Source organism: Streptomyces sp. NPDC056160, assembly GCF_042268205.1.
Taxonomy (GTDB): Bacteria; Actinomycetota; Actinomycetes; order Streptomycetales; family Streptomycetaceae; genus Streptomyces.
The window spans coordinates 1-24,180 of record NZ_JBHJUW010000078.1 but is presented as its reverse complement, the minus strand read 5'-3'; the positions used below and the strand labels follow the sequence as shown (position 1 = coordinate 24,180).

At 71.0% G+C, this 24,180-nt stretch carries 18 protein-coding genes and 3 pseudogenes; 13 read left to right on the top strand and 8 right to left on the bottom strand.

Features of this window, described 5'->3' with window-relative positions:
• The first annotated feature begins 463 nt into the window (after positions 1-463).
• The 6 genes from ACFC02_RS26000 to ACFC02_RS25975 all read left to right on the top strand — a co-directional run bounded on the left by ACFC02_RS26000 (position 464) and on the right by ACFC02_RS25975 (position 10,162).
• Positions 464-1,828 carry a tol-pal system YbgF family protein gene (locus ACFC02_RS26000; protein WP_376361813.1) on the top strand — a complete coding sequence of 455 codons (1,365 nt, stop codon included), beginning with the start codon at positions 464-466 and terminating at the stop codon, positions 1,826-1,828.
• A 289-nt stretch (positions 1,829-2,117) separates the two neighbouring features.
• Complete coding sequence (locus ACFC02_RS25995; protein ID WP_376361810.1) at positions 2,118-2,852, top strand: nitroreductase family protein; 735 nt, start codon at positions 2,118-2,120, stop codon at positions 2,850-2,852.
• A gap of 48 nt (positions 2,853-2,900) precedes the next feature.
• Entirely contained in the window at positions 2,901-3,518 is a 618-nt protein-coding gene (gene hxlB, locus ACFC02_RS25990) for a 6-phospho-3-hexuloisomerase (RefSeq protein ID WP_376361807.1), read from the top strand.
• Positions 3,519-3,532: 14 nt separating this feature from the next.
• Complete coding sequence (locus tag ACFC02_RS25985; protein ID WP_376361804.1) at positions 3,533-4,294, top strand: triose-phosphate isomerase; 762 nt, start codon at positions 3,533-3,535, stop codon at positions 4,292-4,294.
• Positions 4,295-4,698: 404 nt separating this feature from the next.
• Positions 4,699-5,715 carry a methyltransferase gene (locus ACFC02_RS25980; protein WP_376361801.1) on the top strand — a complete coding sequence of 339 codons (1,017 nt, stop codon included), beginning with the start codon at positions 4,699-4,701 and terminating at the stop codon, positions 5,713-5,715.
• Between the two features lie 1,216 nt (positions 5,716-6,931).
• Positions 6,932-10,162, top strand: coding sequence for a TIM-barrel domain-containing protein (locus ACFC02_RS25975; RefSeq protein ID WP_376361799.1), 3,231 nt, complete (start codon positions 6,932-6,934; stop codon positions 10,160-10,162).
• Between the two features lie 314 nt (positions 10,163-10,476).
• Here the strand turns inward: ACFC02_RS25975 and ACFC02_RS25970 are convergent, their stop codons facing one another.
• The 3 genes from ACFC02_RS25970 to ACFC02_RS25960 all read right to left on the bottom strand — a co-directional run bounded on the left by ACFC02_RS25970 (position 10,477) and on the right by ACFC02_RS25960 (position 12,197).
• Entirely contained in the window at positions 10,477-10,788 is a 312-nt protein-coding gene (locus ACFC02_RS25970) for an IS3 family transposase (RefSeq protein ID WP_376361796.1), read from the bottom strand.
• 123 nt (positions 10,789-10,911) lie between these two features.
• Positions 10,912-11,628, bottom strand: coding sequence for a class I SAM-dependent methyltransferase (locus ACFC02_RS25965; RefSeq protein WP_376361793.1), 717 nt, complete (start codon positions 11,626-11,628; stop codon positions 10,912-10,914).
• A 53-nt stretch (positions 11,629-11,681) separates the two neighbouring features.
• Entirely contained in the window at positions 11,682-12,197 is a 516-nt protein-coding gene (locus ACFC02_RS25960; protein WP_376361790.1) for a hypothetical protein, read from the bottom strand.
• 135 nt (positions 12,198-12,332) lie between these two features.
• Between ACFC02_RS25960 and ACFC02_RS25955 the strand changes: the two genes are divergently transcribed.
• Both ACFC02_RS25955 and ACFC02_RS25950 read left to right on the top strand, forming a co-directional pair.
• Positions 12,333-13,604: a sensor histidine kinase gene (locus ACFC02_RS25955; RefSeq protein ID WP_376361787.1), complete on the top strand. Its 1,272-nt coding sequence runs from the start codon at positions 12,333-12,335 to the stop codon at positions 13,602-13,604.
• Positions 13,592-14,242: a response regulator gene (locus ACFC02_RS25950; RefSeq protein WP_376361784.1), complete on the top strand. Its 651-nt coding sequence runs from the start codon at positions 13,592-13,594 to the stop codon at positions 14,240-14,242. Before ACFC02_RS25955 ends, ACFC02_RS25950 begins: the two co-directional genes overlap by 13 nt.
• 446 nt (positions 14,243-14,688) lie before the next feature.
• Here ACFC02_RS25950 and ACFC02_RS25945 read toward each other — a convergent pair.
• Together ACFC02_RS25945 and ACFC02_RS25940 are read right to left on the bottom strand one after the other, a co-directional pair.
• A pseudogene (locus ACFC02_RS25945) lies at positions 14,689-14,919 on the bottom strand (LLM class flavin-dependent oxidoreductase); the annotation flags it as partial.
• Between the two features lie 102 nt (positions 14,920-15,021).
• The gene (locus ACFC02_RS25940) at positions 15,022-16,239 is read right to left on the bottom strand and encodes an MFS transporter (protein WP_376361781.1); all 1,218 of its coding nucleotides are present in this window, start codon (positions 16,237-16,239) and stop codon (positions 15,022-15,024) included.
• 90 nt (positions 16,240-16,329) lie between these two features.
• On the opposite strand from ACFC02_RS25940, the gene ACFC02_RS25935 reads away from it, so the two are divergent.
• Complete coding sequence (locus tag ACFC02_RS25935) at positions 16,330-17,091, top strand: DeoR/GlpR family DNA-binding transcription regulator (RefSeq protein WP_376361777.1); 762 nt, start codon at positions 16,330-16,332, stop codon at positions 17,089-17,091.
• A 112-nt stretch (positions 17,092-17,203) separates the two neighbouring features.
• Here ACFC02_RS25935 and ACFC02_RS25930 read toward each other — a convergent pair.
• A pseudogene (locus ACFC02_RS25930) lies at positions 17,204-17,747 on the bottom strand (LLM class flavin-dependent oxidoreductase); the annotation flags it as partial.
• A 41-nt stretch (positions 17,748-17,788) separates the two neighbouring features.
• Positions 17,789-18,721 carry an alpha/beta hydrolase family protein gene (locus ACFC02_RS25925; protein ID WP_376361774.1) on the bottom strand — a complete coding sequence of 311 codons (933 nt, stop codon included), beginning with the start codon at positions 18,719-18,721 and terminating at the stop codon, positions 17,789-17,791.
• Positions 18,722-18,852: 131 nt separating this feature from the next.
• Here ACFC02_RS25925 and ACFC02_RS25920 point away from each other — a divergent pair, with 131 nt between their 5' ends.
• Positions 18,853-19,470 (top strand): TetR/AcrR family transcriptional regulator, encoded by a 618-nt coding sequence (locus ACFC02_RS25920; protein WP_376361771.1) that lies wholly within the window; start codon positions 18,853-18,855, stop codon positions 19,468-19,470.
• An 84-nt stretch (positions 19,471-19,554) separates the two neighbouring features.
• On the opposite strand, the pseudogene ACFC02_RS25915 reads toward ACFC02_RS25920, so the two are convergent.
• Positions 19,555-19,764 (bottom strand): annotated as a pseudogene (locus tag ACFC02_RS25915) (dehydrogenase); the annotation flags it as partial.
• Between the two features lie 376 nt (positions 19,765-20,140).
• Between ACFC02_RS25915 and ACFC02_RS25910 the strand changes: the two are divergent.
• The 3 genes from ACFC02_RS25910 to ACFC02_RS25900 form a co-directional block, all read left to right on the top strand.
• Positions 20,141-22,381, top strand: coding sequence for a hypothetical protein (locus tag ACFC02_RS25910; protein WP_376361768.1), 2,241 nt, complete (start codon positions 20,141-20,143; stop codon positions 22,379-22,381).
• 233 nt (positions 22,382-22,614) lie between these two features.
• A complete protein-coding gene (locus ACFC02_RS25905; protein WP_376361765.1) occupies positions 22,615-23,619 on the top strand; it encodes a peptidase S8 in 1,005 nt (334 codons plus the stop codon).
• A 171-nt stretch (positions 23,620-23,790) separates the two neighbouring features.
• Positions 23,791-24,180, top strand: a 390-nt coding sequence (locus ACFC02_RS25900; protein ID WP_376361762.1) for a hypothetical protein, incomplete at its 3' end; no start/stop codon positions are given.

Here is a 24,180-nt window from a genome sequence, read left to right as displayed (position 1 = left end):
GGGCTTGCGTGCGGGGAAAGGGGTGAATACAGGAAGCATGAGATCGAGCAATCAGGTGCTTGGTCTGGGTTTCTGCCGAAGCGCATCCCGGGGGTGGCCATGGCTTCCTTCTTGCCTTGATCGCGGCAACGTGCGGCCGGACCGGGCACGGCCTGCCGCCCGCTCACCGGACGCCCACGACTCATCGAGGCGTGCTCGGTCGCCTGCTGCTCAACGGGCGGTCGCGCACAGGGGCTGCGGACGACCGCGGGCGGGTTGCTCCAGGCCGGGGCAGCACGCGCACTGCCCTGTTCAGGACATGGGTACAGCAGCGTCAGGCGCCCCGATGGAAGCCGCTTGCCCGGGACGCCATAGCGGATGACCGCGCACAGCTTAAGCAGTACATGGCAACGGGCGCCGGCCGGCACGGGGCCGTCCCCCAAGCCGATGGAACCCCTTGGAAGTCGATGCGGGGGAGGGACCGATGCCGCGCCGTCGTGGACGCAACATCTCGCTCTCGGACCTGTTGAGCGAGGCAGGCATGAGCGCGGGGGAACTCGCGAGGAACGTCAACCGCCTGGCGGCCGCCGAAGGGATGTCACTGCGCTACGACCGCACGGCAGTGGCCCACTGGCTCGCGGGCTCGCGCCCCAGAGGCCCCGTTCCCGAACTGGTGGCTGAAGTACTGACCCGCAGGACCGGGCGCGCGGTCAGCCTGGCGGAGACGGGGCTGGCCAAGGATGCCAACGAGGACACGGGCGATGACGTGGCGAACGGACGGCAGGCCGATCCCTTGCGCAGCCTGGTGGCGCTGGCCAGGATCGACGCCGATCCAGCACGTCGTTCGACGTTGCTGCGCTCCGTCTTCCGGGAGCTGGCCCTGCCGGACGGCGGGACGGTACCCACAGGGCAGGACGCCGGCCGGAGCGGACGCCGCGCCGGGATCACCGACGCCGACGCGGAGAGGGTCCGCTTCATGCTCGACCAGTTCGCAGCGAACTGGTCCCGCTTCGGAGGCGGGCATGCCCGTGCCCTGCCCGCCTCCTACCTCGGTGATGACATCGGGCGGCTGCTGGTGCGGCCGGCGAAACCGGCCGCACGGCGGGACCTGCTGTCGGCGACAGCGCAACTCGCGTACCTGCTGGGCGAGATGGCCGCGGACGCGGGGCATCCGGGGCTGGCGCAGCGCTACTACTACGCCGCGCTCAGAACCGCGGCCGAGCACGGGGACCACCGCATACGCGCCATCACGCTGCGAGCATTGAGTGTCCAGGCGGTCCGGATGGGCGCACTGCGGTATGCGGTCGACCTCGCCGACACGGCGGTCACCACGGCCGGCACCGCGGCGAGCGACGACTTACAGGCTTTCGTACTCGCCCAACGCGCCCAGGTCCGGGCTCTGTCGGGAGAACGTCACGAGGCCTACCGTGACCTCGGTATGGCCGACAGGATCCTGGAGCGGGCGGAGTCCTGCCCGGGCCTCTTCACCTGCTATCCGAGAGCGGGGTGGGCCTACCGGAAGGGGCAGGTGCTGTATCGGCTCGGAGACACGCAGGCGGCCCTGGACTCCCTGAGGTACGCGGCGCAGGAGCGTCCCTCCCATGATCGTCGCAGGAGGGCTTTCAGCCAGGCGCGCGTGGCCCTGGTCCTGCTCGACCTGGGCCGAGTCGGCGAAGCGTGCGTCTACACCCGGCACTTCGTCGATGAGTGCGCGTCATTGCGCTCGCACCGATCCGTGCTGCTGCTGAAGGAGTTGCAGGGACAGCTGGTGCGCTTCCGGCGGGTTCCCGAGGTGGTCGTCCTGCTGAACAGGATGTCGCACCACGCCCCCACGCCGGGAACTTCATAGCAGGAGCCCCGGTAACCGGCGCCCGGAGAGTGGGCGACGGCCTGGACCGGTGTTGTTCAACGCGTTCACGCATCGGCGCGCCTGAGGAGGCGTGAGGAAGATGCGCCGGGAGAGCCGGAGTGCAGGGCGCGGGTCAGGAAGAGGCCCGCTTCGCCGAACCCGTACTGGTCCGCAGCCGTTCGGTGACCGAGGCGGTGGCGAGTGCGGCACTTGGCGGCAGGCCCCGACGACGTGGCGGCGGTGCGTGGCCGAGGACGGTCCGCTTCACCGGAGCAGGAAGGCGGGTTCCGTGCAGGACGAGAAGAAGGCGGCGAGCGAGGGGCCCGCAGCCGCTTCGGCGAGTGGGCAGCTGAGCGCTGAGGAGTTGTCGACGACGACCCGGTCCGTACGCCGGCGGCTGGACCTCGATCGGCCGGTCGACATCAGTCTGGAGCGCGAGGCCCTGTCGACGGCCTTGCAGGCGCCCAACGGTTCCGATGATCAGCCCTGGCAGTGGATCGTCGTGACGGATGCGGAACGCAGGCACCGGCTGGCCGAGTGCTACCGGCGCGCCGGCCGCCCCTATCTGGAGGCCATGGCGGCCCAGGCCGCCGAGGAGCCGGGCCGAACGGGTGTCTGGCGGGCGTCCGTTCACCTGCCCGAGCAGCTGTCCCGCGTGCCCGTCCTCGTGGTGCCCTGCCTGAGCGTGCCACCCGGCGACTTCGAGGAGACGTTCACGCGCCTGGGATTCCCGGCTCCGGTGGACCACGTCGCGCACTCCGTGTACTACGGCTCGATCTGGCCCGCCATACGGAGTCTGATGCTCGCTCTGCGGCTGCGTGGCCTGGCCAGCGCGGTGACGGCGCTGCACCTGGCCCGTGCTCAGGAGGCGGCGGAGATCCTCGGGCTGCCGGACCACGTCACTCAGGCGGGCCTCCTGGCCGTGACGCACCCGAAGGGCACTGCCTTCCGGCCGGTGCCACGCCGGACCGTCGAAGAAGTGCTGCACCGTGATTCCTGGCACTCCCACTCCTCATCAGCATGACAGGCCCCGACGAACACTTCGCACCGATCTGAACAGGATTGGCACCACATGGTCGATCAAAACAAACCCATCGAAACCGATGCGTCCCCGGCTGAGGTGACCGTGGGCGTCGACGGTCCCTACGCCTCGGCCCGGCGCGTCATCGCCCGGGAACTCGACGCCATGCTTTCTCATGTCGACGACGGGGCCTCTGCCGCTCTCGTCACCGCGCTCCGCGACGCCAGACGGATCTTCGTCGCCGGAGCCGGGCGTTCCAAGCTCTCCGTGGAGGGGTTCGCGATGCGCCTGACACATCTGGGTCTGCACGCCCACGTCGCCGGCGACGTCACCACCCCCGCCATCGGCCCCGGTGACCTGCTGGTGGTGTGCAGCGGGTCGGGCGAGACCCCCACATCCGTGGTGATGGCGGAGAACGCCGCTGAGGCGGGCGCTCGGATCACCGCGGTGACGGCGAACGCCGACTCGCGGCTGGCCCGTCAGGCCGACCTGGTGGTTCACCTGGCCGAGTACAGCCAGGACCACGAACCCGACTGCTCCATCCAGTTCGTCGGCACTCTCTTCGAGCAGGGCGCCCTGCTGTTCTTCGACTCCCTGGTCCTCGCCTACGAGCGGCTGCACGACGTCGACCCAAGAGAAATGCTCGCCTCCCACACCAACCTCGAATAGGCACGGGAACGCGTATGACGACACCGATCTCGCTGACCAGCACCAAGATGAACCTGGGTCTCCGGCAGACCGAAGAATGGATCAACGACGTCCTCCTGCCCAGGGCCGACGCCCTCGGGCGGCTGCGGTTCTGCCTCTGCCTGCCCCACCCGCTTCTTCCCTTCGGCATACGTCGCATCGAGGCCACCGACATGAGCGTCGGGGCCCAGAACGTGTGGTGCGAGGCCGGAGCGGTCACCGGGGAGGTCTCCGCCGGCCTGCTGGCGGAGATCGGCTGCACGCACGTCATGGTCGGACACGCCGAGCGGCGCCGCCTCTTCGCCGAGGACGACCGGCTCGTCGGCCGCAAGGCACGGGCAGCCTCGCTCGCCGGTGTGACGCCGGTGATATGCGTCGGTGAGAACGAGCGCCTCGGTCCAGCCGAGACCGTGGCACACGTCCGGCAGCAGGCGTCGACCGCCCTGCGGTTCCTTCCCGTCGGTGCCGCGGCCGTCGTGCTGTACGAACCCGTGTGGGCCATAGGGTCCGCGCAAAGCGCCCAGCCTCATCAGGCCGCCGCGGTGCTGGACGCCCTGCACCACGCGGCACCCGGTCACCTCGCCCTCAGTGTGATCTACGGCGGCGCCGTCACCCCGGGCACCTACTCCTCCCTGCGCCGACTGGCTCCCTGGGACGGAGTGGCGCTGGGCAGGGCCGCCCAGGACGCCGCGATGCTCGACGACGTGCTCCGCGAACTCGTGGGACCGGCACGGCGAGAACCGTGCAGAGGCACGTGACGGCCGAGCACGGTCGGTGAATGGATGGGGGGGAGGACGAGGGAGGACGACCCGACGCGGGTACGCGCGGCCCTGACACCGCACCAAGGGCAACGCGCTGGCGGCCGCGCGTACCCGCTCCTTGAGGGGTGTTCCGGCAAGACCGCCCGCGACAGCCGGGTAAGACCTGCCCACGTCCGGGTGAAGACGGCCGGAAGCCCTCTGTCCGCGCCGTGCCCGAGGGGTTGCACTGGGACCAGCAGCCTCACCGAAACCCGCCCACCGTCGACACAGGTCGCCCTGACCGTAGAACTCCCGCCGGCAACCGCCGTCCCGCCCTCCTGGACCACCCGCCCCGGCCCGTCCCCGCAGGCGCGGCCCGGCCGCCGGAGCGACGGGTCCTGCCAAGAAGAGGTGACGCAGTGATGAACACGGCACGGCAATCCGCCGCCCGGCTGATCGACGAAAGTCTGGGCTTCCTGTTTCCCGCGGCGCTGCGCGCTGCCGCCGCCGTACGAGTGGCCGACCACATGGCAGCCGGCGGCGAAAGCGTCGAGCGGCTCGCCGAGGCGACGGGGACCGATGCCCGCAACCTCGGACGAGTCCTGCGGCTGCTCGCCACTCGCGGCGTGGTCGAGGAGACGGGCGCGGGGCGTTTCCGGCTGACCGCCACCGGTCAGGCGCTGCGCTCGGACGCCCCTCATTCCGCCCGTGCCGCGATCCTGATGCTCACCGACGCCACCATGTGGCGCCCCGCAGGGGAGATGCACCGCTGCCTGACCGACGGCGGCTCCGCCTTCACCGGCATCTTCGGGACGTCGTTCTTCGACTTCTTCGCGCGCGACGCGGAAACCGCCGCCGTCTTCCACGTCGGCATGGCCGCCATGTCGGACCACGAGAACGAACCGATCGCCGAGGCCTACGACTTTCCGCCCACGGGCACCGTCGTGGACGTCGGCGGCGGCCACGGCGGCCTGCTCCTGGAGGTTCTCCGCCGACAGCCCGGCCTGCACGGAGTGCTCCACGACCAGGCGCACGTCCTCGCCGGCCACCGGCTGGGCGACCACGACGACATAGATGGCCGGTGGTCCACGGCCGACGGCGACTTCTTCTCCTCGGCCCCGCCGGGGGACATCTACCTCATCAAGCGCATCCTCCACGACTGGGACGACGAGCAGTCCGCCACGATCCTGCGCAACTGCCGGCAGGCCATGGCACCCGGCGGCCGCATCCTCGTCGTCGACGCCGTCGTGCCACCCGGCGACCTGGCCCACCAGTCCAAGACCCTCGACCTGATGATGATGTGCTCCCTGGTGGGACGGGAGCGCACCGAAGAGGACTTCGTCCAGCTCTTCGAAGAGGCGGGGCTGCGCCTGCGGCGGATCGTGCCGACACCGACCGTGCTGTCCGTCGTCGAAGCCGTCAGCGCTGACTGCCGGTAGTTCGTCGAGAACGGAGGTAGAGGTCGATGCCGTGTCCGTCGGTGACCGCGTCGATCAGGGCGCCGAAGAAGCCACCGTGATGAGGCACCGACCACCGGCAGGTGCGCGGTGCACGCACCCCGACCATGAGCCGGACCGGTGCCGGGCAAGCCGTCACGGGCTCCTGCGGTGCGCACTGCCGCCGCTGCTCCTGTCCCTCGCGGTCACCCACGACGGACCTCTCCGGCGTGCTTCCGCTGTACCCGCAGGCGCCCCTCCGGCTCGTGGAGCAGCCGGCAGCCTCGTGGTCCAGCGCCCACCTGTCGGTCTGCGCGCGACGAGGCCGGGCCCTCTCGTCCCCGGCCGGATCCCGCAGTGTCCTTGAAGCTGTGTCGCTGCCTCGGCGATCTACGCTGGCACCGTGGCCCATCACGTTCAACGGCCCGGCGTCCTGGGGAGCCTCGATGCGTTCCCAGGGCCCCGGATCGCTCCGGCCGCCTGCAGAGAGGTCAGTGCGATGGATGCTCGCACGCACCAGCACGGTGGCAGCGGCCGTCACGATCGGATCCATCCCACCCCGTCGGTCCACGTCGTCTAGCTGGACGGTGAGTTACGTCAATGCCGAACGCCCGGTGTCGGTGACGGTGAACGGAGAGCGGGTGGCGTGGATGTACGACGCCGCGAAGCGAACGGTGAGGGTGACGACAGACCGTCTACCCACCGACCGGCGCACGGTGATCGACGTTCGTCGCTGAGCCCCGCCAAACCGGCGGCGGCTCCGGCCGCCGCCACGTCCCGGGCCGGGAGCCACAGGGGCTGGGCGCCCATGCTCTGCGAGCACGAAGTCGCTCGCATCGAACATCGAGCTGCCGTCGTACACCTTCTGACGCGCCGAAGGGCCGCCCGTCGACCCACCTACCCGGCCGTGCCGACGCATTGACGACGTGTGGCGCGGTGGGTTGATATTGAAAGGAGCATGATCTGAGGTACCGGTGCCGGTCGAGAGGCGGTCGCGGATGGCTCGGACAACGTGTCCCGCCGGCAACCGCCGTACCCGTACGCACACTTCGAGACGCGCCCCCGCCCATTCCCGCACCCCGGTGTGCGCGCCCCGGCTGCCGCTTCACCGATTCTTGACATCGTTGTCAGGCGAAGTACCGGCGAAGTACCGGCGAAGTACCGGCGAAGTACCGGCGAAGCACCCCCTCCAGGAGATACCGAAGGAGCACCGGGTTCCATGACTCACAGATGGCGACAACGTCGCAAACTCACGGCGGCCGCTGCCGCGGCCGGCGTTCTGGTGGCCCTGGGGGCCGCCGGGTCCCCCGCACAGGCAGCGCAAGGCGCGCAGGCGGCTCGCGGTCACAGCGCCGCGCGTTCTGAGGTCGTCTCGGGCGACGCCCGGTTCGAGGTTCTCTCCTCGACGCTCATACGCACCGAGTACGCGGGGGACGCGAAATTCGTCGACGCGGCGACCTTCAACGCCATCGGCCGCGACACTTTCGGCAGGACCCCGTTCACGTCGTCGACGCGCCACGGCGAGCTGACGATCCGCACGAGCGCCATGACGCTGACGTACAAGGTCGGCTCAGGGAAGTTCACCGCGGACAACCTGAAGGTGACGGAGAAGGCCGGCAAGCAGTCGGTCACCGCCGCTCCCTGGCCCAACGCGCCGGTCTGCGCCGTCGGGACGCGGTGCGAGGCAGAGGACCAGACCCTCAACGGCGTCGGCGTCGCCACGGACCACTCCGGTTACACCGGCTCCGGCTTCGCGGCGGGCTTCCGGTCGACGGGCAACTCTCTGTCGTTCTCCGTGACCGTCCCCAAGGCCGGCACCTACCAGGTCGCCTCCCGCTACGCGAACGCCGTCGGGGGCGACGGCGGCGACGAGGACCGCACCCTGAGCGTGTCGGCGGACGGCGGCGCCGCGAAGACACTGACGCTCCCGAAGACCGCGAGCTGGGACACCTGGTCCACGGCGTCGGTCACGCTCAACCTGTCGGCCGGCACCCACACCGTCACCTTCGCACGCACCGCGGCCGACTCCGGCAACGTCAACCTTGACAACCTTGCCGTCCTGACGCCGGGAGCGCCCTACCCGGACCCCGTGACGCCACCGGTCGAGGACTGCTCCTTCGGCACCGTCTGCCAGGCCGAGACCGCGGGCCTCGGCGGTTCCGCCGCGCTCAAGTCCGACCACAACGGCTACTCGGGCCGCGGGTTCGTGGCCGGTCTCGAGTCCTCGGGCGCGCGGGCCACGCTGCACGTCGTCGATGTGCCCAAGGCCGGCGACTACGCCCTCCAGCTTCGGTACTCCAACGGCGACGCGAGCGGCGCCGCCCGTGACATCTCCGTCAAGGCCGGCGCGGGCGGCCCCGTGAAGGCCTCGCTGCCCGCCACGAGCGACTGGGACGCCTGGCGCACCGCCACCGTGCCGGTGCACCTGGCCGCGGGGCCCAACGACGTGACCGTCGGCTGCCCGCAGGACGACGGCTGCCGCGTCAACCTCGACACCGCAGCGGTGACCTCGCGCACCTCGCCGCTGCTCTCCCCGCACGCGCCGCTCGGCGGGTACCGCCGCAGCCTCGACGGCGTCAACGGCGAGGCGCCCACGACGCCGGGCCTGCTCTACCAGGACGGCTGGACACTGCTCGACGACACCGCCTCGGCGATCTTCGACAACGCCACCCGGAAGGTCACGCAGCGGGGCGACCACGCGGGGAAGGGCTACCAGGACGGGTACGTGTTCGGCTACGGACACGACTACCAGCAGGGCCTGGCCGACCTCGCCACCCTGACCGGGCCCTCCGCGCTGCTGCCGCGCTGGGTGTACGGCGTCTGGTACTCCGAGTACTACGACCGCAGCGCCGCGGACTACGAGAAGACCATCCTGCCCAAGTTCCGCAAGGCCGGCGTCCCGCTCGACGTCCTGGTGACCGACACGGACTTCAAGTCGCCCAGCACCTGGAACGGCTGGGAGATGGACCCGAAGAAGTTCCCCGACCCCAAGGCGTTCTTCGACTGGTCGGCCGCGCAGGGGCTGCACAACTCGCTCAACATCCACCCGAGCATCTCCGGTGACGACCCCAGGTTCGCCCAGGCGCAGGCCACGGCCAAGGGCAAGCTGAAGGACGGCGGCAACAACACCTACACCTTCGACTGGGGCGACCCCGACCAGCTCAAGGCGTACTTCGATCTGCACGAGCCCATGGACAAGGCCGGCGTGGACGTCTGGTGGCTCGACTGGTGCTGCGACGCGTCCGTCTCGTCCCTCGGCGGGGTGACGCCAGACGCCTGGATCAACCAGCAGTACGCCGACGACTCGGCGAAGAACGGCCAGCGCTCCTTCGCGCTCTCCCGGGCCTTCGGGGCGCTGCCGCAGGGCAACTACAACCCGCACGGCCTGCCGACAGGGCCGTGGGCCGACAAGCGCACCACCGCACACTTCACGGGTGACTCCACGTCCAGTTGGGCCACCCTCAAGTTCGAGGTCGGCTACACCCCGGGCGAGTCGGCGTCCACCGGCCTGTCCAACGTGTCGCACGACATCGGCGGGTTCAACAACGACGGCACCCAGGCCAAGGGCGCGGAACCCGGGACCACGAAGCTGCCCGACGACCTGTACGCCCGCTGGGTGCAGCTGGGCACCTTCCAGCCGGTGGACCGCCTGCACGGCAACCACGGCGACCGGCTGCCCTGGCAGTACGGCCCGGCCTCTGACGCGTCCGCCGAGAAGTTCCTGAACCTGCGGGAGGACCTCGTCCCGTACACGTACAGCCTCTCCGAGCAGGCCAATCGCACCGGGACCCCCGTGGTGCGGCCGACCTACGTGCAGTACCCGGAGAGCCAGGACGCGTACGCGACGGCGGGCAGCCAGTACTTCTACGGCCCCGACGTGCTGGTCGCCCCGGTGACCACGCCCGGCGAATCGGCCACCACGTCCGTCTGGTTCCCGGCCGGCTCCTCGTGGACCGACTACTTCACCGGCAAGACGTACGCGGGCGGCACTACGCAGAAGATCACCACGGGTCTGGACTCGATGCCCGTCTTCATCAAGTCGGGCGGCATCATGACGACGCGCACCGGCAACGTCGCCAATGATGTCCAGAACCCCCTCACCAAGGCGACGGTCACCGTCGCGCAGGGCGCGCCGGGGGCCACGAGCCTGTACGAGGACAACGGCACCACGGCCGACAGCAGGCAGAGCGCCACGACGGCGATCCGCTACGCCGAGCACGGCGCGGACCACACGGTCTCGATCGCCCCGGCGTCGCGATCGTTCAAGGGCCAGGTCTCCCGCCGCGCGTGGACGGTCTCCTTCATGAACGCGAACGCGCCCAAGCAGGTCCTCGTCAACGGGCGGCGGGTCTCCGCCTCCCACTGGTCCTTCGACGCGGGCTCGCGGACCCTGACCGTCACCGCACCGGCCCAGTCGGTGCACCGTCCGCTGGAGGTCAGGTACCACTGAGGCAGCCGGTCGGGCCCCGGCGGTAGCGCCGGGGCCCGCGGAGCGGCCGGCCCCTGCCCCTCCCGACGGGTGTGACCCCCAGAGCAAAGGGCGGATTCAATCGGTCGTCGCAACACCTTGATCGAGAGGTGGAGCGATGGGTGTCTTGGATCGGCGGCGGCCAGGGCGTCGATGACGCGATCGGTGCGCATGTGATTCGCGGTCGCCCAGCCGACGAGGCGGCGTGAGGCGAGGTCGATGACGGTGGCCAGGTAGAGAACTTGCCGCTGTCCAGGAAGAGACAGGTGATATCGCCGACGTACTTGGTGTTCGGTTCACTCGCGGTGAAAGTCGCGGCCGATCAGGTCCGGGGCCTTCGCCGAGGCCGGGTCCGTGATGGTGGTGCGGTGCCTGCGGCGCAGCCGCACGCCCGCCAGGCCGATGCTCCGCATCCCGCGCGCGATCCGCTTGTGGTTGACCCGCTCGCCGTCGCCGCAGAGCTCGGCGGTGATCCTGGGGACGCCGTAGGTGCCGTCCGACTCACGGTGCACAGCCCGTACCCGGGCGGCCAGCTGGGTGTCGGCCTTCTGCCGGGCGGCCCGGTCTGCGGCGGTGCGGCGCCAGTAGTAGACCTGACTGCCTCCCACCTTGCGGGAACGCCACGGTTCTCGTGGCTGGCCGCGGTGGGGGAGGGGCCCGCTCGTCTCTTGGAGCGGCCTACCGCGGTCCAGGTTGTTCAGCGCGGTGATGGCGGTCCCTGGGTGTGGTGCTCACGCTTGCCCGTCGTTGGTGTCCCGGTCGCTGTGGGCGAGGCGCTCGCTCTGGTTGCCTGGCGCGTCGGCTCGGCAGGGCCGGAAGCGGGCGAGGTATGCCGGGCTTGGGCCGCGGCGCTCGCTCAGGTGCAGGCCGGCGGCGTCGGCGAGCCGGTGCAGCCGGCCGAAGGGGATCCAGTGCCGGTCGAAGAACTCGCCGATCACCAGCCGCCCGCCTGGTGCCAGCACCCGTGCCGCCTCGTGCAGTACCCGATCCGGCTCGGGGATCTCGCCGAGCGCGGTCACGGCGTATACGGCGTCGAACGTTCCGTCAGGGTAGGGCAGTTCACGTGCGTCCGAGCGGGTGGGCCTGATCGTCGCCACGCCGTCGCGCTCGGCGCGGCACATCACGTGGCCGAGCATCTCCTGCTGGATGTCGAGCACATCGAGCCGTCCCTCCGGCCCGAGCTGCGGGGCGACGTGCAGCGACTGCAGGCCGGTCCCCGGGCCGATCTCCAGCATCCGCTCTCCCGGTCGCGGCCGCAGTACGGCGTCCACCCGGCCGGCGGTCAGGAACGGCAACGGCACGTCGAGCAGGCCGCGTTGGGCGTACGGATAGGGCGCCGTGTCGCCCAGCCACCAGGCGGCGGCCAACGCGGCGCCCGCGCCGGCGGCGATCGCCCAGCGGGTCCGGGCCGGGATCGGGGCGATGGGGGCGGTGGTGATGCGGTGCATGGTGTTCTCCGGTGGATCGATTCGGTCCGTGGTACGTAGTCGGGCGGTCGGCGTCACGCGGGCCGGCTCAGCGTCCGCAGCGCCAGCCGGCCGCACAGCGCGGCGAGCGGCAGCTCCGCGCCGAGCGCCATGGCGACCGCGGTGGCGAAGTCGCCGCCCGGGGCCGCGGTCGTGGTGTCGAACCAGGCGTCCACCACAAGCAGCGTCGCGGTCGCGGCGGCTGCCAGGGCGTGGTGCCGGTCGCCGCGGGCGGCGAGGAGGCCGGTGGCGATCAGGCCGAGCGCCTCCAGCGCGTCGAGCCCGGCCCAGGCGACCGGCCAGTGCGCTGCGGTCGCGGTGGCCTGCAGGCCGGTGGCCAGCACGTACAGCCACGGCAGCAGGGCGAGCCCGCAGGCGACCAGCAGCCACCCGGCCCGCCGCATGCCCCGCGCCTGGCGCGGTTCCTCCGCCTCTTCGTGGAGCGGGATGACCTCGGCGCGGTCGGAGCCCTCGGCACCGGCCACTTCCTCTTCACACAACACCAGTTGACGCATCGTCTTCCCCCGCTCCCCGCCGGCTCTCCCTTTCACGTGCTCCACCCTCCGCCGCACACCAGGGCGCCGTCAGTCACGCAGGGTTCCGACCCGGGGTGGAGATAAGTGCACCCCCGAACCGGGCGGGAGCGTCATGGCACGGGGGTGGCCTGCGGCTTTACCGTTTGGCGCATGCAACTCATGACGTGGCTGCAAGTGGTGCTGGGCCGGCCGTTCCGCAGGGCGGGGCACCGGACCGCGCTCGTCGCCGCCGGCCTGCCGCTCCACCTCGCCGTGGTCCCCCTGTGGCTCTGGCTGCTCGGCACGATGGCGGCGTTGGTGCGCGCGCCCGGCGCGGTGGCCGTGACTCCGCTGCCCGTGCTGCTCACGCTCGTGGTGACACCCCTGCTGACCGGCGGGCAGCGGCGGCGCTACCGGGCGCTCGTCGGCAAGGACCTTCCGCGTTCCGCCGTACCCGGGCCGGGACGGAACTGGAAGTCGGCGGTGCGCCGGCTGACCGGCCGGGCCTTGTGGCGGCAGGTCTGCTACCACGCCGTGGCGGGTCCGCTGCTCGCCGTCCTGGACCTCGCCGTCCTCGCCGTCTGGGCAGCCGCTCTCGTGGCCGCCTCCATCTACGTGTGGATCTGGGCGCTGCCCACGCAGTGGCGGGTCACCGACCTCGGGTACACCACGCAGGCCGCGTATATCACCGCCGGCGGCCTCGCCCTGCTGTTCCCCGGGCCCCGGCTGACCGGAGCTCTGGTGCGGCTGAAGACACGGGCGGCCGAGGTCCTGCTCGGCCCCAGCCGCACGGAGAAGCTGGCCCGCAGGGTCGCCGACCTCGCCGAGAGCCGGGCCGGCGTGCTCGACGCCGCCGACGCCGAGCGGCGGCGGATCGAGCGCGACCTGCACGACGGCGCTCAGCAGCGCCTTGTCTCACTCGCCGTCAACCTGGGCCTGGCCAGGGCCACCCTCGGCGACCTGCCGGAGGACGCCCGCAAGGTGATCGACGAGGCGCACCGCGAGGCGAAGGAGGCGATCGCCGAGCTGAACAACCTGGTGCGCGGCCTGCATCCGGCCGTCCTTGAGGACCGCGGCCTCGACGCTGCGCTGTCCGGGGTCGCCGCCCGCCTCCCGATCCCGGTGCGCGTGGCGGTGGACCTGCCGCAGCGCCCCTCACCCACGGTCGAGGCCGTCGCGTACTTCGTGGTCTCCGAAGCCCTGACGAACGTGGTCAAACACGCCCAGGCGACCCGGGCGGACGTGACTGTGGAGCGGATCGGGGAGACACTGCTGGTGGTCGTCGCGGACGACGGCGCGGGCGGCGCGGAACTCGCAGCGGCCGGCGGCACCGGGCTCGCCGGGCTCGCCAAACGCGTCGCGTCCGTCGACGGCACGTTCTCCTGCCGCAGCCCCGCCGGGGGCCCGACCGTCATCACCGTGGAGCTGCCGTGCGCGCCGTGATCGCCGAGGATTCCCTCTTGCTGCGCATCGGCGTGGTCAAGGTGCTGGAGGCGGCCGGCTTCGAGATGTGCGCGCAGGTCGCCGACGCAGAAGGGCTGCTGGCAGCCGTCGAGGAGCACCGGCCCGACATCGCCGTGGTCGACGTGCGCATGCCGCCCGGCCTCACCGACGAGGGAGTACGCGCCGCGCTGGTGATCCGCCGCCAGTACCCGCGTACCGCCGTGCTCCTGCTGTCGCAGTACGTGGAGGAGCGGTACGCGGCCGATCTGCTCGCCGCCAACACCTCGGGCGTCGGCTATCTGCTCAAGCAACGCGTCGCCGACGTCGAGGAGTTCGCCGAGGCGGTACGCCGGGTGGCGGCCGGCGGCACCGCGCTCGACCCGCAGGTCGTCGCGCAGCTGCTGGTACGCCGGCACAGCGATCCACTCGACCGGCTCACACCGCGCGAGCGGGAGGTGCTGGAACTGATGGCGGGCGGCCGGTCCAACTCCGGCATCGCCGCCGAGCTGGTGGTGAGCGAGAGCGCTGTCGCCAAGCACATCAACAGCATCTTCACCAAGCTCGACCTGCCCAAGGCCGACGCCGACCACCGCCGCGTCCTGGCGGTGCTGCGCTTCCTGGGCGTTGCGACCGCATAGTACGCGATCCTGCCCGTATGCCCAGTCGACAACGGTGCTGATCGCCGTTTGGTGGGGGATGCGGCACCTTGGGACAGGTGCTCTTCACCAGGCTCTGCCGCGCGGGGAGTCGAAGGTGGTGGTCGTCGTGCGCAGGGCCATGGCATGGGTGGGGCCGGTCAGCGCTGGTGTATTCGCAGTCTTCGGGGTTGGGCGGGGTGGCTCGGCTTGGTCGGTCGGCTGTTGTCCGGAGCAGGTGTGATGTCAGGGCGGTCGTCGCGTCAGCGCCTTCGTCCCGGGTTCGGCGGTGCGGGGGCGGGGGAGTCGGCCGGATCCGGGGAGGACTGGCCGGGAGCGGTCGAGGCCGCCCGTGGACTGCGTTGCCGGGCGGCGAGAACGCGCTGCTCGTCGCACTCCGCACGTGTGGCGCCGCTGCTCGGCATGCTGGTGGCTTCGGCCCACGCGGTGCGGGCGCCGGCGGGCAGGATGCCGATGCCGACGGTGATGTTCGTGGTGCCGGCCAGGACGGCGGCGGCCTGCGCGATGCCGCCGCGCCAGCCGAGGTCCTCCACCACCCAGCGTTGCTCGAAGCCGAGGTCTTCGGCGCGCCGTGCGTACGGCAGTACGTCAGGGATGGGGAGATCGCGGGGCAGTAGGACGCCGACGTGGCCGCGGGCAGGCTGGGTGTGAGGTATCAGGGCTCCTTCGGGAACGGCGGCGGGTTTCGCCTCCCGGTCCTTGACGGGCCGGGGAGCGGGGGGCTTGTGCGGCACGGGGTCAGGTCCGTGCCGCACAAGCGGTCAGTGGCCGCTGCGCGCCGTCTCGCTCTGGCGGGTGTGGCCGGCTTCGGTGTGCAGGACGCGGGCGCCCACGGCGGTGGTCACGCACAGCAGGGTCAGCAGGACGAAGGCGTGGTTGAGGGCGACGAGGTGGGTCAGCCAGCCGATGACGGCGGGGCCGGCGAGCATGCCGACGTAGCCGAGTCCGGCGACGCGGGAGACGTTGGCGCCGGCGGCGGCGGGGTCCGCGTGCCCGGCCGCGCTGAACAACTGGGGGACACAGCCCGACAGGCCCAGCCCGAACAGTGCCCAGCCGGTGAACGCGGCCCACATCCACGGGCCCAGGGCCACGAGGGTGATGCCGGCGGCGGCCGTGGCCGCGCCGTAGCGCAGGATCGCCATCGACCCGAACCGGGCCACCAGCCGGTCGGCGAGCAGCCGGCCGAGCGTCATGGCCGCGGCGAAGGTGCCATAAGCGAACGCGGCCGTGCTGGCGGGCGCCCCCAGCACGTCCTTGAGGTGCAGGGCGCTCCAGTCGTTGGCGGCGCCTTCGCACAGCATGACCATCAGCGCCAGGACGGCCAGCAGCCAGACACGCCCCGTGGTGCTGCGGCGCTTGACGGACGGTGCCGCCTCGGGTTCCGTCGCGGAGCCGGAGCCGGAGCCGGAGCCGGGGCTCTCGGCGGCGGGCAGCAGGGCGCGTGCCGAGGCCAGGGCGATCACGACGCCCACGGCTCCCATGGCGGCCATGCCCGCGGCCGGGTTCAGGCCCGCGCTCGCCGCGCCCGCTCCGACGAGCGAGGCGAGGACGCCGCCGACGGAGAACGTGGCGTGGAAGCCCGACATGACGGGCCGGCCGTACGCCTTCTCCACGTGCACGGCGTGGGCGTTCATGCTCACGTCCAGGCAGCCGTTGCAGAACCCGAAGACCAGCAGCGCGCCGGCCAGCGTCCACGGATCCTGGGCGAGACCGGGCAGGATCAGGGCCGCGCCGCACAGGGTGCCGCCGGCGGGGACCACGATGCGCGAGCCCAGGCGGTCGGTCAGGGGGCCGGCCACCTGCATTCCGATGAAGGCTCCGAGCCCGAGCAGCACCAGCAGGCCGCCGAGGGTGGCGTGGCTGATGCCCACGCGGTCCTCGATCGCGGGGATGTGCACCACCCAGGTGCCCATCAGGGTGCCGCACAGGACGAAGTAGATGTAGGTCGCCACACGGGCGGCTCGAAGCGAACGATCCATGCCACCCACCGTAACGAACATATGTCATGTTCAAAAGTCGAGCTAATGAACAGATTGCTTGGTTGTTTGCTGGTGGTGTTCAATCGCGGTATGAGCAACGCAGACCGGCACGGACTGATCGCCAAGGCCGTCAGGGATTCCGGCGGCGCCACGGTCCAGGAGCTCGCCCAGCTGACCGGCGCCTCGGAGATGACCATCCGGCGCGACCTCGACACCCTCGCCGCCCAGGGCGTCCTCGAACGCGTCCGCGGTGGGGCACGCACCCTGCTGCTCCGCGGCGAGGAGCCCCCCTTCGCGCTGCGCGCCCGCGAGGCGGTCGACGCCAAACGCCGGATCGCGGCCGAGGTCTCCGCGCTCATCGCCGACGGCGAGAGCGTCCTTCTGGACAGCGGCACCACGTGCCTAGAGGTCGCCCGCCTCCTGCGCGAGCGGCCCGTCACCGTGATGCCGCTGTCCCTCCAGGCCATCCACCTGCTCGGCGAGACACCCGGCGCGGCCACGCTGGTCGTGCCCGGGGGACAGCCCCGCGCCGCAGAGGGAGCCCTCACCGGCCCCCTCGCCCTCGCCTCCCTGGCCGCCCTGCGCTTCGACACCGCCGTCATCGGCTGCTGCGGACTGAGCGCCGCCGACGGCCTGACCGCCTACGACCTCGACGACGCCGCGGTGAAGAAAGCGAGCATCGCCTCCGCCCGCCGCACCATCGTCGCCACCGACGGCGCCAAACTCGGCCGCACCGCCTACGCCTACGTCGGCCCCGCCACCCTCCTGCACACCCTCGTCACCGACACCACCGCACCCGCCGAAGAGGTCACCGGACTCGAAGGCGCCGGCACCATCGTCAAGACCGCCTGATCCTCAGCCGTGCGGGCGCACGGCACCCTCCGGCAGAGCTGGAAGATCAGCCGCCCAGGCGAAGGCGGGGGTGGCGGCGGGAAGCGCCGCGGCGGCCACCAGACCGCACATGATGATCTTTCGCCTGACCGGTCAACGCACTTCGACGCCCGGGTCCTGGACGGGTTTGGGGACTGCAGAACGCGCCCGTCAACTGGTGGTAGTCGCCCTGGAAGCCGAACGGCGCGGTTTCGTTCCACAGCCTGCGGATGATCGTGCACGCCTCGGCGAGGCTCCGCACCGCGTGAGCGGCATCGTGGAAGGGAAGACCGTGAGCCGCGTACTCACGCCGGGCCAGCGGCACGTCCGGCGAGAGCCCGCGCCGATGCCGAACTCGAGCCGGCCGCCGGAGACGGCGTCGACGGTGGCGGCGATCTTGGCCAGCATGGCCGGTGGCCGGAACCTGTTGCTCGTGACCATCACTCCGAGTCGCAACCGCTCGGTTCCGGCCGCGAGTGCGGACAGCAGTGTCCAGCCCTCGAAGGCGGGTCCGTTCGGGTCGCCGCCGAGCGGCATGAGGTGGTCGAACAGCCAGGCCTGCTCGATCTGTTCGATGCCGTCCGCTTCACGCCAGACCCGCAGGATGTCGTCGTAGGCGACCTGCGCAGGGCGGTCATGATTCCAAAACTGGGCGTGCCGGTCGGCACGAGGAGGCTGGTCACTTCGAGTCGATGCTTCCCAGCGGGGCATCGGCCGCGGCCAGGGCCCGACGGGCGGTGGGCCATGCGCTGTGGTCGAGGCCCAGCGCGGTACGCAAGTACGCCAGAGTGGCCTGCTGCACGAGCGCGACACGCTCGGGGCTTTCGTCGGTGGTGCGCGTGTCGTTGGCTCCCTGGATGCCGCCGAGTCCGTGTTCGGCCCCGAACAGGGTCAGCAGATCGGTGGCGCCCGGGCTGAGCCGGTAGCCGTCGGTGAACCAGTCCGGACCGCGTACCGTCAGCGGGGACTGGTCGCGGTCGCCGGCGACCAAGAGGCTGGGCGTCTTCAGCTCGGCGAAATCAGGGTTCATGAACGGGAAGTACTGGGTGGCGAGCGGGCTCAGGTCGGCGCCGCCGGTGCCGGGCAGGCACAGCAGCACGGCGGCACTGACTCGCGGGTCGGCCATGCTCTCACCGGGAAGGCCGTCGGCGCCTACGACCCGTGCACCCGCGAGGGTGCTGGCGGTCTGTGCGCCCCAGGAGTGTCCGGCGACCGCGATGCGGTCGTGGTCGACGCGGCCGGCCAACCCGGGCACAGCGGCTTCGATGGTGTCGAGCTGGTCGAGGACGGCAGTGAGGTCGGCGGTGCGGATGCGCCAGATGAGCGGGGAGCGCGGGTCGTCGGGGGTGAGGCCGAGGGAGTCGAGATGGGTGGGCTGGACGACCACGAACCCGCGGGCGGCCCAGTAGCCGACCAGCGGTACGTAGTCGTCCATGGTCAGGCTCATGCCATGGGAGAAGACGACGACGGGCAGGTTACCGCCGGTGGTCGGCGCCGTGATCCGTGCCTGCAGGTCCTGACCGCGGTCCGGAGCGGCCAGCGAGATCGGGTTGACGGAGATGACCGGGGTGGTGGAGTCGTTGCCGCCGTCGGCGGACGTGTTGTCGCTCACGAAACGAATGCCTTTCTCGGACGAGCCCAGTGGGCCTCTGCTGCGCGGTGTCTGGCAAAATGAGAATCCGGAGCGCCGCTCCGATCACAATACGGAGCGTCGCTCCGCTTTGCAAGCAGGAGGTGTACACGATGTCCACGGCCGACACGCCGTCAGCATCTGCAGGACGTAAGCGAGCCGACGTACGCCGCAACGAGCAGAAGCTCCTGGACGCGGCCGCGGCCGTTTTCGTCCGCATGGGGATCGACGCCCCCGTGCGGGAGATCGCCGCGGAGTCGGGCCTCGGCATGGGCACGATCTACCGCCACTTCCCCACCCGGGCGGACCTGGTGGTGGCGGTCTTCCGGCATCAGGTCGACGCGCTCGCCGCCGCCGTCGACGCCGCGCCGACTGCCGGCACGCCGTACGAGGTCCTGCGGCAGTGGGTCCACCAATTCGCCGACTTCCTGGTCACCAAGCACGGCCTCGCCGAGGCGCTGCACTCGGACCAAGCGGGATTCGAGAGCTTGCACAACGAGTTCGTCGAGCGCCTGATGCCCGTGCTCGACCAGCTGTTGAAGGCGTCCGCTGCCGCTGGATACACGCGCTCCGACGTACGGGCCTACGACTTCATGCTCGCCATCGGCAACCTGTGCATCGGAGTGGAGAAATTCCGCGACTACCAGGCCCGCCGCATGATCGACCTGCTGCTCGCCGGCCTTGCCCAGACCGCCCCCACACCGACCGGCGCGGAGCCGGAACAGCGCTGACGCTGAGCGCTGGCGGCCCGGTGCGGGCAATGAGAAGGCGCACGGCACCCTGCCGACCGCGGCCGGGGCCATGCGCCTGCCAACCCAAGGGACCTCACTCTCGTCGGAGAAGAAGCGGGCCGTCGGACCGTCGTCCGGGACGGTGGCCAGGCGGATCGCGGAGACCGCGCCCTGCTGCGCGGTGCGCACCCCTTGGAAGGCGTTGAGGTCGGTGGCCGTGTAGCCGGGGCAGACGGCGTTGATCAGGATGTTCGTGTCGGCCAGCTCCTTGGCGTACTGCACGGTGACGGCGCGCCGACAGGGGTGACCCGTCCGCACGACCGAGCCCGTTCCGCCCGGCCATACCGCCCGCACGACCCGGCCCGTTCCGTGTGGCGCGGGCGGGTGCCCATTCCGCGTGGCGCGGGGGCCGCCCGACCCGTCCGCCGTGCGGCGGGAAACGCCAACAGCCCTCCCACCGTTACGCATTGGTGATCATCCGGCCCAAGGCCGATCACATGAAACGACGACGCTGAGCGCATTCGCCCTCGGCGCGGCCCGCATGGGCAGACAGCCGGTCGCGCCGGGGCATTCCGTATCCCGCGACGAACCATGGCGACCCATGACGAGCCGTCATAGGCCGTCAGGGGCCGTCATGCACCGTCACGGGCCGTAGAAGTGCGGAGAACGCATGCTGCTCAAGCGACTACTCACCCTGGCCTCAGCTGCAGCCGTGGTCGCCGTGGCCGGTACGGCATCGGCGGTCACGGCCGAGGCCGGCACCACCGGGTCCACCGGCACCATCGGGTCCACCGGCACCACCGAGTCCCGTACCACCAACACCGGTACCACCAACACCGTTCCGACCGAGACCAGTACGACCGCGCCCGCCGCCCTCACCCTGGTCACCGGTGACCGGGTCATGGTGACGTCGGTCAAGGACAGGATCACCTACACGCCGGTCGGTGGGAGCCGCGACGCCGGCTTCCGCGAGATACGCCGGCCCGACGGCGACGTGGAGGTGATCCCCGCGACGGCCGTGCCCTTCCTCGGGCATGGCCTCGACATGTCGCTGTTCGACGTCTCGGCACTGCGCTCGTACAGCGACACCGGCCGGATTCCGGTTCGCCTCTCCTTTGCGGCGGGCCAGAAGCCCACCGCACCTGCGGGCGTCACCCTGACATCGGTCAGCGGCAACACCGCGACCGGCTACCTGACTTCGAAGTCGGCCACGGCGTTCGGCACGGCGCTGCGGCAGCGCAACGCGACGGACGCGACCGACCCGCTGCCGCGTGGACTGACCAGCATGACGCTGGCCGGTGCGTCGGCACAGGTGCCGACGTCGGCGCGGTACGCGTTGAGCCCCGTACAGCTGAACATCACCGACCTGACCGGTGCCCCCGCCTCGAACGCGCTCGTCACCTTCGTCAACACCGACTCCTTCGACCGGCTATGGGCCGACCAGGTGCCCCTCTCCGACGGTGTCGCTCGCATTCAGGCACCCGCAGGCCACTACATGCTGATCGCCTCGTTCCAGGACGAGGACGCCGCCGGGAACACCACCGCGACCAGGCAGGTCGTGATGGACGACCTGACCGTGCCGTCCGGCACGGGCGGCGTGACCGCGTTCAACGTCAGCGAGGCCACCGCGTCCGACCGGATCACCGTGGGGACCCCGAGGCCGGCCACCCAGAACTCGCTGTCCGACAAGGTGCTGCGCACCGACGCGAACGGCGCGACTATGACGTTCTCCGCCGATGTCAGCGGAACGACTCCGCTCTACGTCAACGCGGTTGACACGCCCGCCACCGGCACTCTGTCCAACATGGTGGTGTGGAGCGGCTCCGCCGCGGACTACGGGTACGATCTGGCGTTCGTGTCGAAGGACAAGGTGCCGGCGAACGAGTCCTACCAGGCGAAGCCCGCCCGACTGGCCACTGTGCGCAACCGGTTGTACAAGTCTCCCGGATACTCTTCGGCAAGCGGGAACATGACGGCCGTACTGACCGATCCGGGGTTCGGCCTCTCCCTCACCTTCAGGCCGGCGATGTTCGGCACGGTGCTCACCGACTACGTCCTCTCCACCGGGGAAGGCACCTGGTCGGAGGAGATGACCACGCCCGACCACGTCACCTTCACGAGTCCGGCCGACCAGTACGTCGCAGGGCGCACCTACACCGAGGACTGGGGCAAGGGGCCGGTCGCCCCGACCTCGACCGTCGTGTGGAACGGCCGGGCCTGTGCGATGTGCACCGCCGGTGGAACGCTGAACATCGGTCTGGAGTCTCTCGGTGACAGCGGCCCGGGGCACTCGGGTGTCCTCCTGTTCGGCATGCCGGCCTCGTACCACCTCACCGCGTACCGCGACGGCACCCAAATAGGCGAGACGACCTCTACTCAGCCGCTGACGACCACCGGGCAGCCGCTGACCCCGGCCACCTACCGCGCGGTCGCGGACCTGGACGTGGGCGGTTCGAGCCTCGGCACCACGAGCCACACCGATCTCACGATGAAGTACACGCCCGACGCCCCGAGCGCCGGCGCGTCCGACTGCGACGGCGGGTCGGGGACCGTGCCCTGCCAGGTGCTTCCGATGCTGGGCGCGCACTACGACCTGGCCGGTCTTGACCTGTCGGACACCAGCACGACGCCCCGCCAGCAGTTGCACTTGACGGTCGATCACCTGGCCGTGAACGGTGCCGGCTCCGACAGCCCGGTCACCGCGGCGACCGTGGACGTCTCGTACGACGGGGGAAAGACCTGGCAGCAGGCGAGGCTCACAGGAGCGGCCGGCGACTACGTCGCGTCCTGGCCCAACTCCCCCGTCCACAGCGGTGTTCTGCCGGCGATCCGGGTCACCGCCGCCGACGCCGCCGGTAACACGCTGAGCCAGACCGTCACCAACGCCTACCGCATCGGGAGCGCCCAGTGAGAAGACTTCTCCGCGTCGGCACTGGGCTGGGGGCCATCCTGGCCGCGACGCTCCCCATCGCCGTACCCGCCTCCGCCACGCCTGCCTCCGCCACGACGCGGATGGCAGGGGCCGGCCCCGTTCCGCAGGCATCAGCGGGCCTGTCAGCGGTGCATGACGTGTGTCCGACAGCCGCGCCCGGCCATGCCCGGTGCTACGCGCAGATACGCACCGACCCGGGCGGCGTTCGCGGTGTGCGAAGCGCCGACGCGCTGCCCGCGGGTTACGGCCCGGCCGATCTGCGCGCCGCCTACGACCTGCCGGACACGGGCGGCGCGGGACAGACGGTCGCCGTGGTGGTTGCCGGTGACGACGCCACCGCGGAAGCCGATCTCGCCGTCTACCGCACGACCTACGGCCTCCCCGCCTGCACGACCGCGAACGGCTGCTTCAGCAAGGTGAACCAGGAAGGCGCAGCCGGCCCGCTGCCCGAAGACATGGGCTGGGAAGGCGAGACCGCGCTCGACCTGGCCATGGTCTCCGCCGCGTGCCCGCAGTGCCACATCCTCCTGGTGGAGAGCGACGACACCGAGTTCGCCGACTTCGCCGCCGCGGAGAACACCGCGGCCCGGCTCGGCGCGACCGAGATCTCCAACAGCTACGGCGACACGGAATCGGGCTCCTTGGTGAAGTACGCCTCGGCCTACTCCCACCCGGGCGTGGCGATCACCGTCGCCAGCGGTGACAGCGGCTACGGCCTGCCGAGCTTCCCCGCCGATCTGGACTCCGTGGTCTCCGTCGGCGGCACGTCGCTGAAGCGGGCCGACAACGCGCGCGGCTGGAACGAGACGGTGTGGAACTCGCAGAAGGGAGGCGCGGGCAGCGGGTGTTCGGCGTGGGTCGACAAGCCGGCCTGGCAGCACGACGCGAACTGCCCCGGCCGTATGGTCGCGGACGTCGCCGCGGTCGCCGACCCGGACACCGGTGTCGCCATCTACGACAGCCTGGACGGTTGGAGCGTGGGAAGCGGCACCAGCGCCTCGGCCCCCCTTGTCGCCGGAATCATCGGGCTGGCCGGCCATCCCGGACACTTTCCCGACGCGTCTTACCTCTACGCGCACTCCGCCGGTCTGAACGATGTCGTCGGTGGGAGCAACGTGCTCGTGACCGAGTGCGGCGGCGACTACCAGTGCACCGGCCGACCGGGCTACGACGGCCCCACGGGGCTCGGCACACCTGCCGGTCTGTCGGCATTCTGACCGCGCTTCGCGTCGAGTGACGCACCGCTTGTGCGGCGGGCCACCGGCCCGCCGCACACGTACCGGCGCGGTGCAACTCCTATCGCGCCGGCCGGTCAGCGCTGGAAGAACGGCCAGACGATGAGCAACACCATCAGCGCCCCGAAGAACACCCACTGAGTGGTGTGCATCGTGAAGTGGCAGGTCACGGTGCTGGTGGGGTTCCGTGCCCCAGTGCTCGCGCTGGTCGCGCGCGGTAGTCTGCCGTGTAGATCGTCGATGGTGGACCTCCAGGTACTGGAACGGATCGCCGCGCGCCGCGCGGAACTGGACAGTCTGGAAGAACAGCTGGTCAAGCAACTGGACCAGGTGCGGGCCGAGCGGGACGAACTCGCAGTCGCCGAGCGGGCTCCGGCGCGGATGAGCGAGCAGATCGCCGGGGAACGGGCTGCCGTCGTACCAGCGTCGGCGCAGGTCGGCGGGCGGTGCTGTCGTCGGTCGTTTTTCCGCTTGCTGCTCATTCGGTGGCCGATCCTCCGGCGGGGGATCCGCTACGAGCTCTGCGTCGGGCGATTGTCCCGG

Coding starts and splice junctions, on each gene's coding strand:
- ACFC02_RS26000 (WP_376361813.1), top strand. CDS start 464: ATGCCGCGCCGTCGTGGACGCAACATCTCGCTCTCGGACCTGTTGAGC.
- hxlB (WP_376361807.1), top strand. CDS start 2,901: ATGGTCGATCAAAACAAACCCATCGAAACCGATGCGTCCCCGGCTGAG.
- ACFC02_RS25985 (WP_376361804.1), top strand. CDS start 3,533: ATGACGACACCGATCTCGCTGACCAGCACCAAGATGAACCTGGGTCTC.
- ACFC02_RS25980 (WP_376361801.1), top strand. CDS start 4,699: ATGAACACGGCACGGCAATCCGCCGCCCGGCTGATCGACGAAAGTCTG.
- ACFC02_RS25975 (WP_376361799.1), top strand. CDS start 6,932: ATGACTCACAGATGGCGACAACGTCGCAAACTCACGGCGGCCGCTGCC.
- ACFC02_RS25965 (WP_376361793.1), bottom strand. CDS start 11,628: ATGCACCGCATCACCACCGCCCCCATCGCCCCGATCCCGGCCCGGACC.
- ACFC02_RS25955 (WP_376361787.1), top strand. CDS start 12,333: ATGCAACTCATGACGTGGCTGCAAGTGGTGCTGGGCCGGCCGTTCCGC.
- ACFC02_RS25940 (WP_376361781.1), bottom strand. CDS start 16,239: ATGGATCGTTCGCTTCGAGCCGCCCGTGTGGCGACCTACATCTACTTC.
- ACFC02_RS25935 (WP_376361777.1), top strand. CDS start 16,330: ATGAGCAACGCAGACCGGCACGGACTGATCGCCAAGGCCGTCAGGGAT.
- ACFC02_RS25920 (WP_376361771.1), top strand. CDS start 18,853: ATGTCCACGGCCGACACGCCGTCAGCATCTGCAGGACGTAAGCGAGCC.
- ACFC02_RS25910 (WP_376361768.1), top strand. CDS start 20,141: ATGCTGCTCAAGCGACTACTCACCCTGGCCTCAGCTGCAGCCGTGGTC.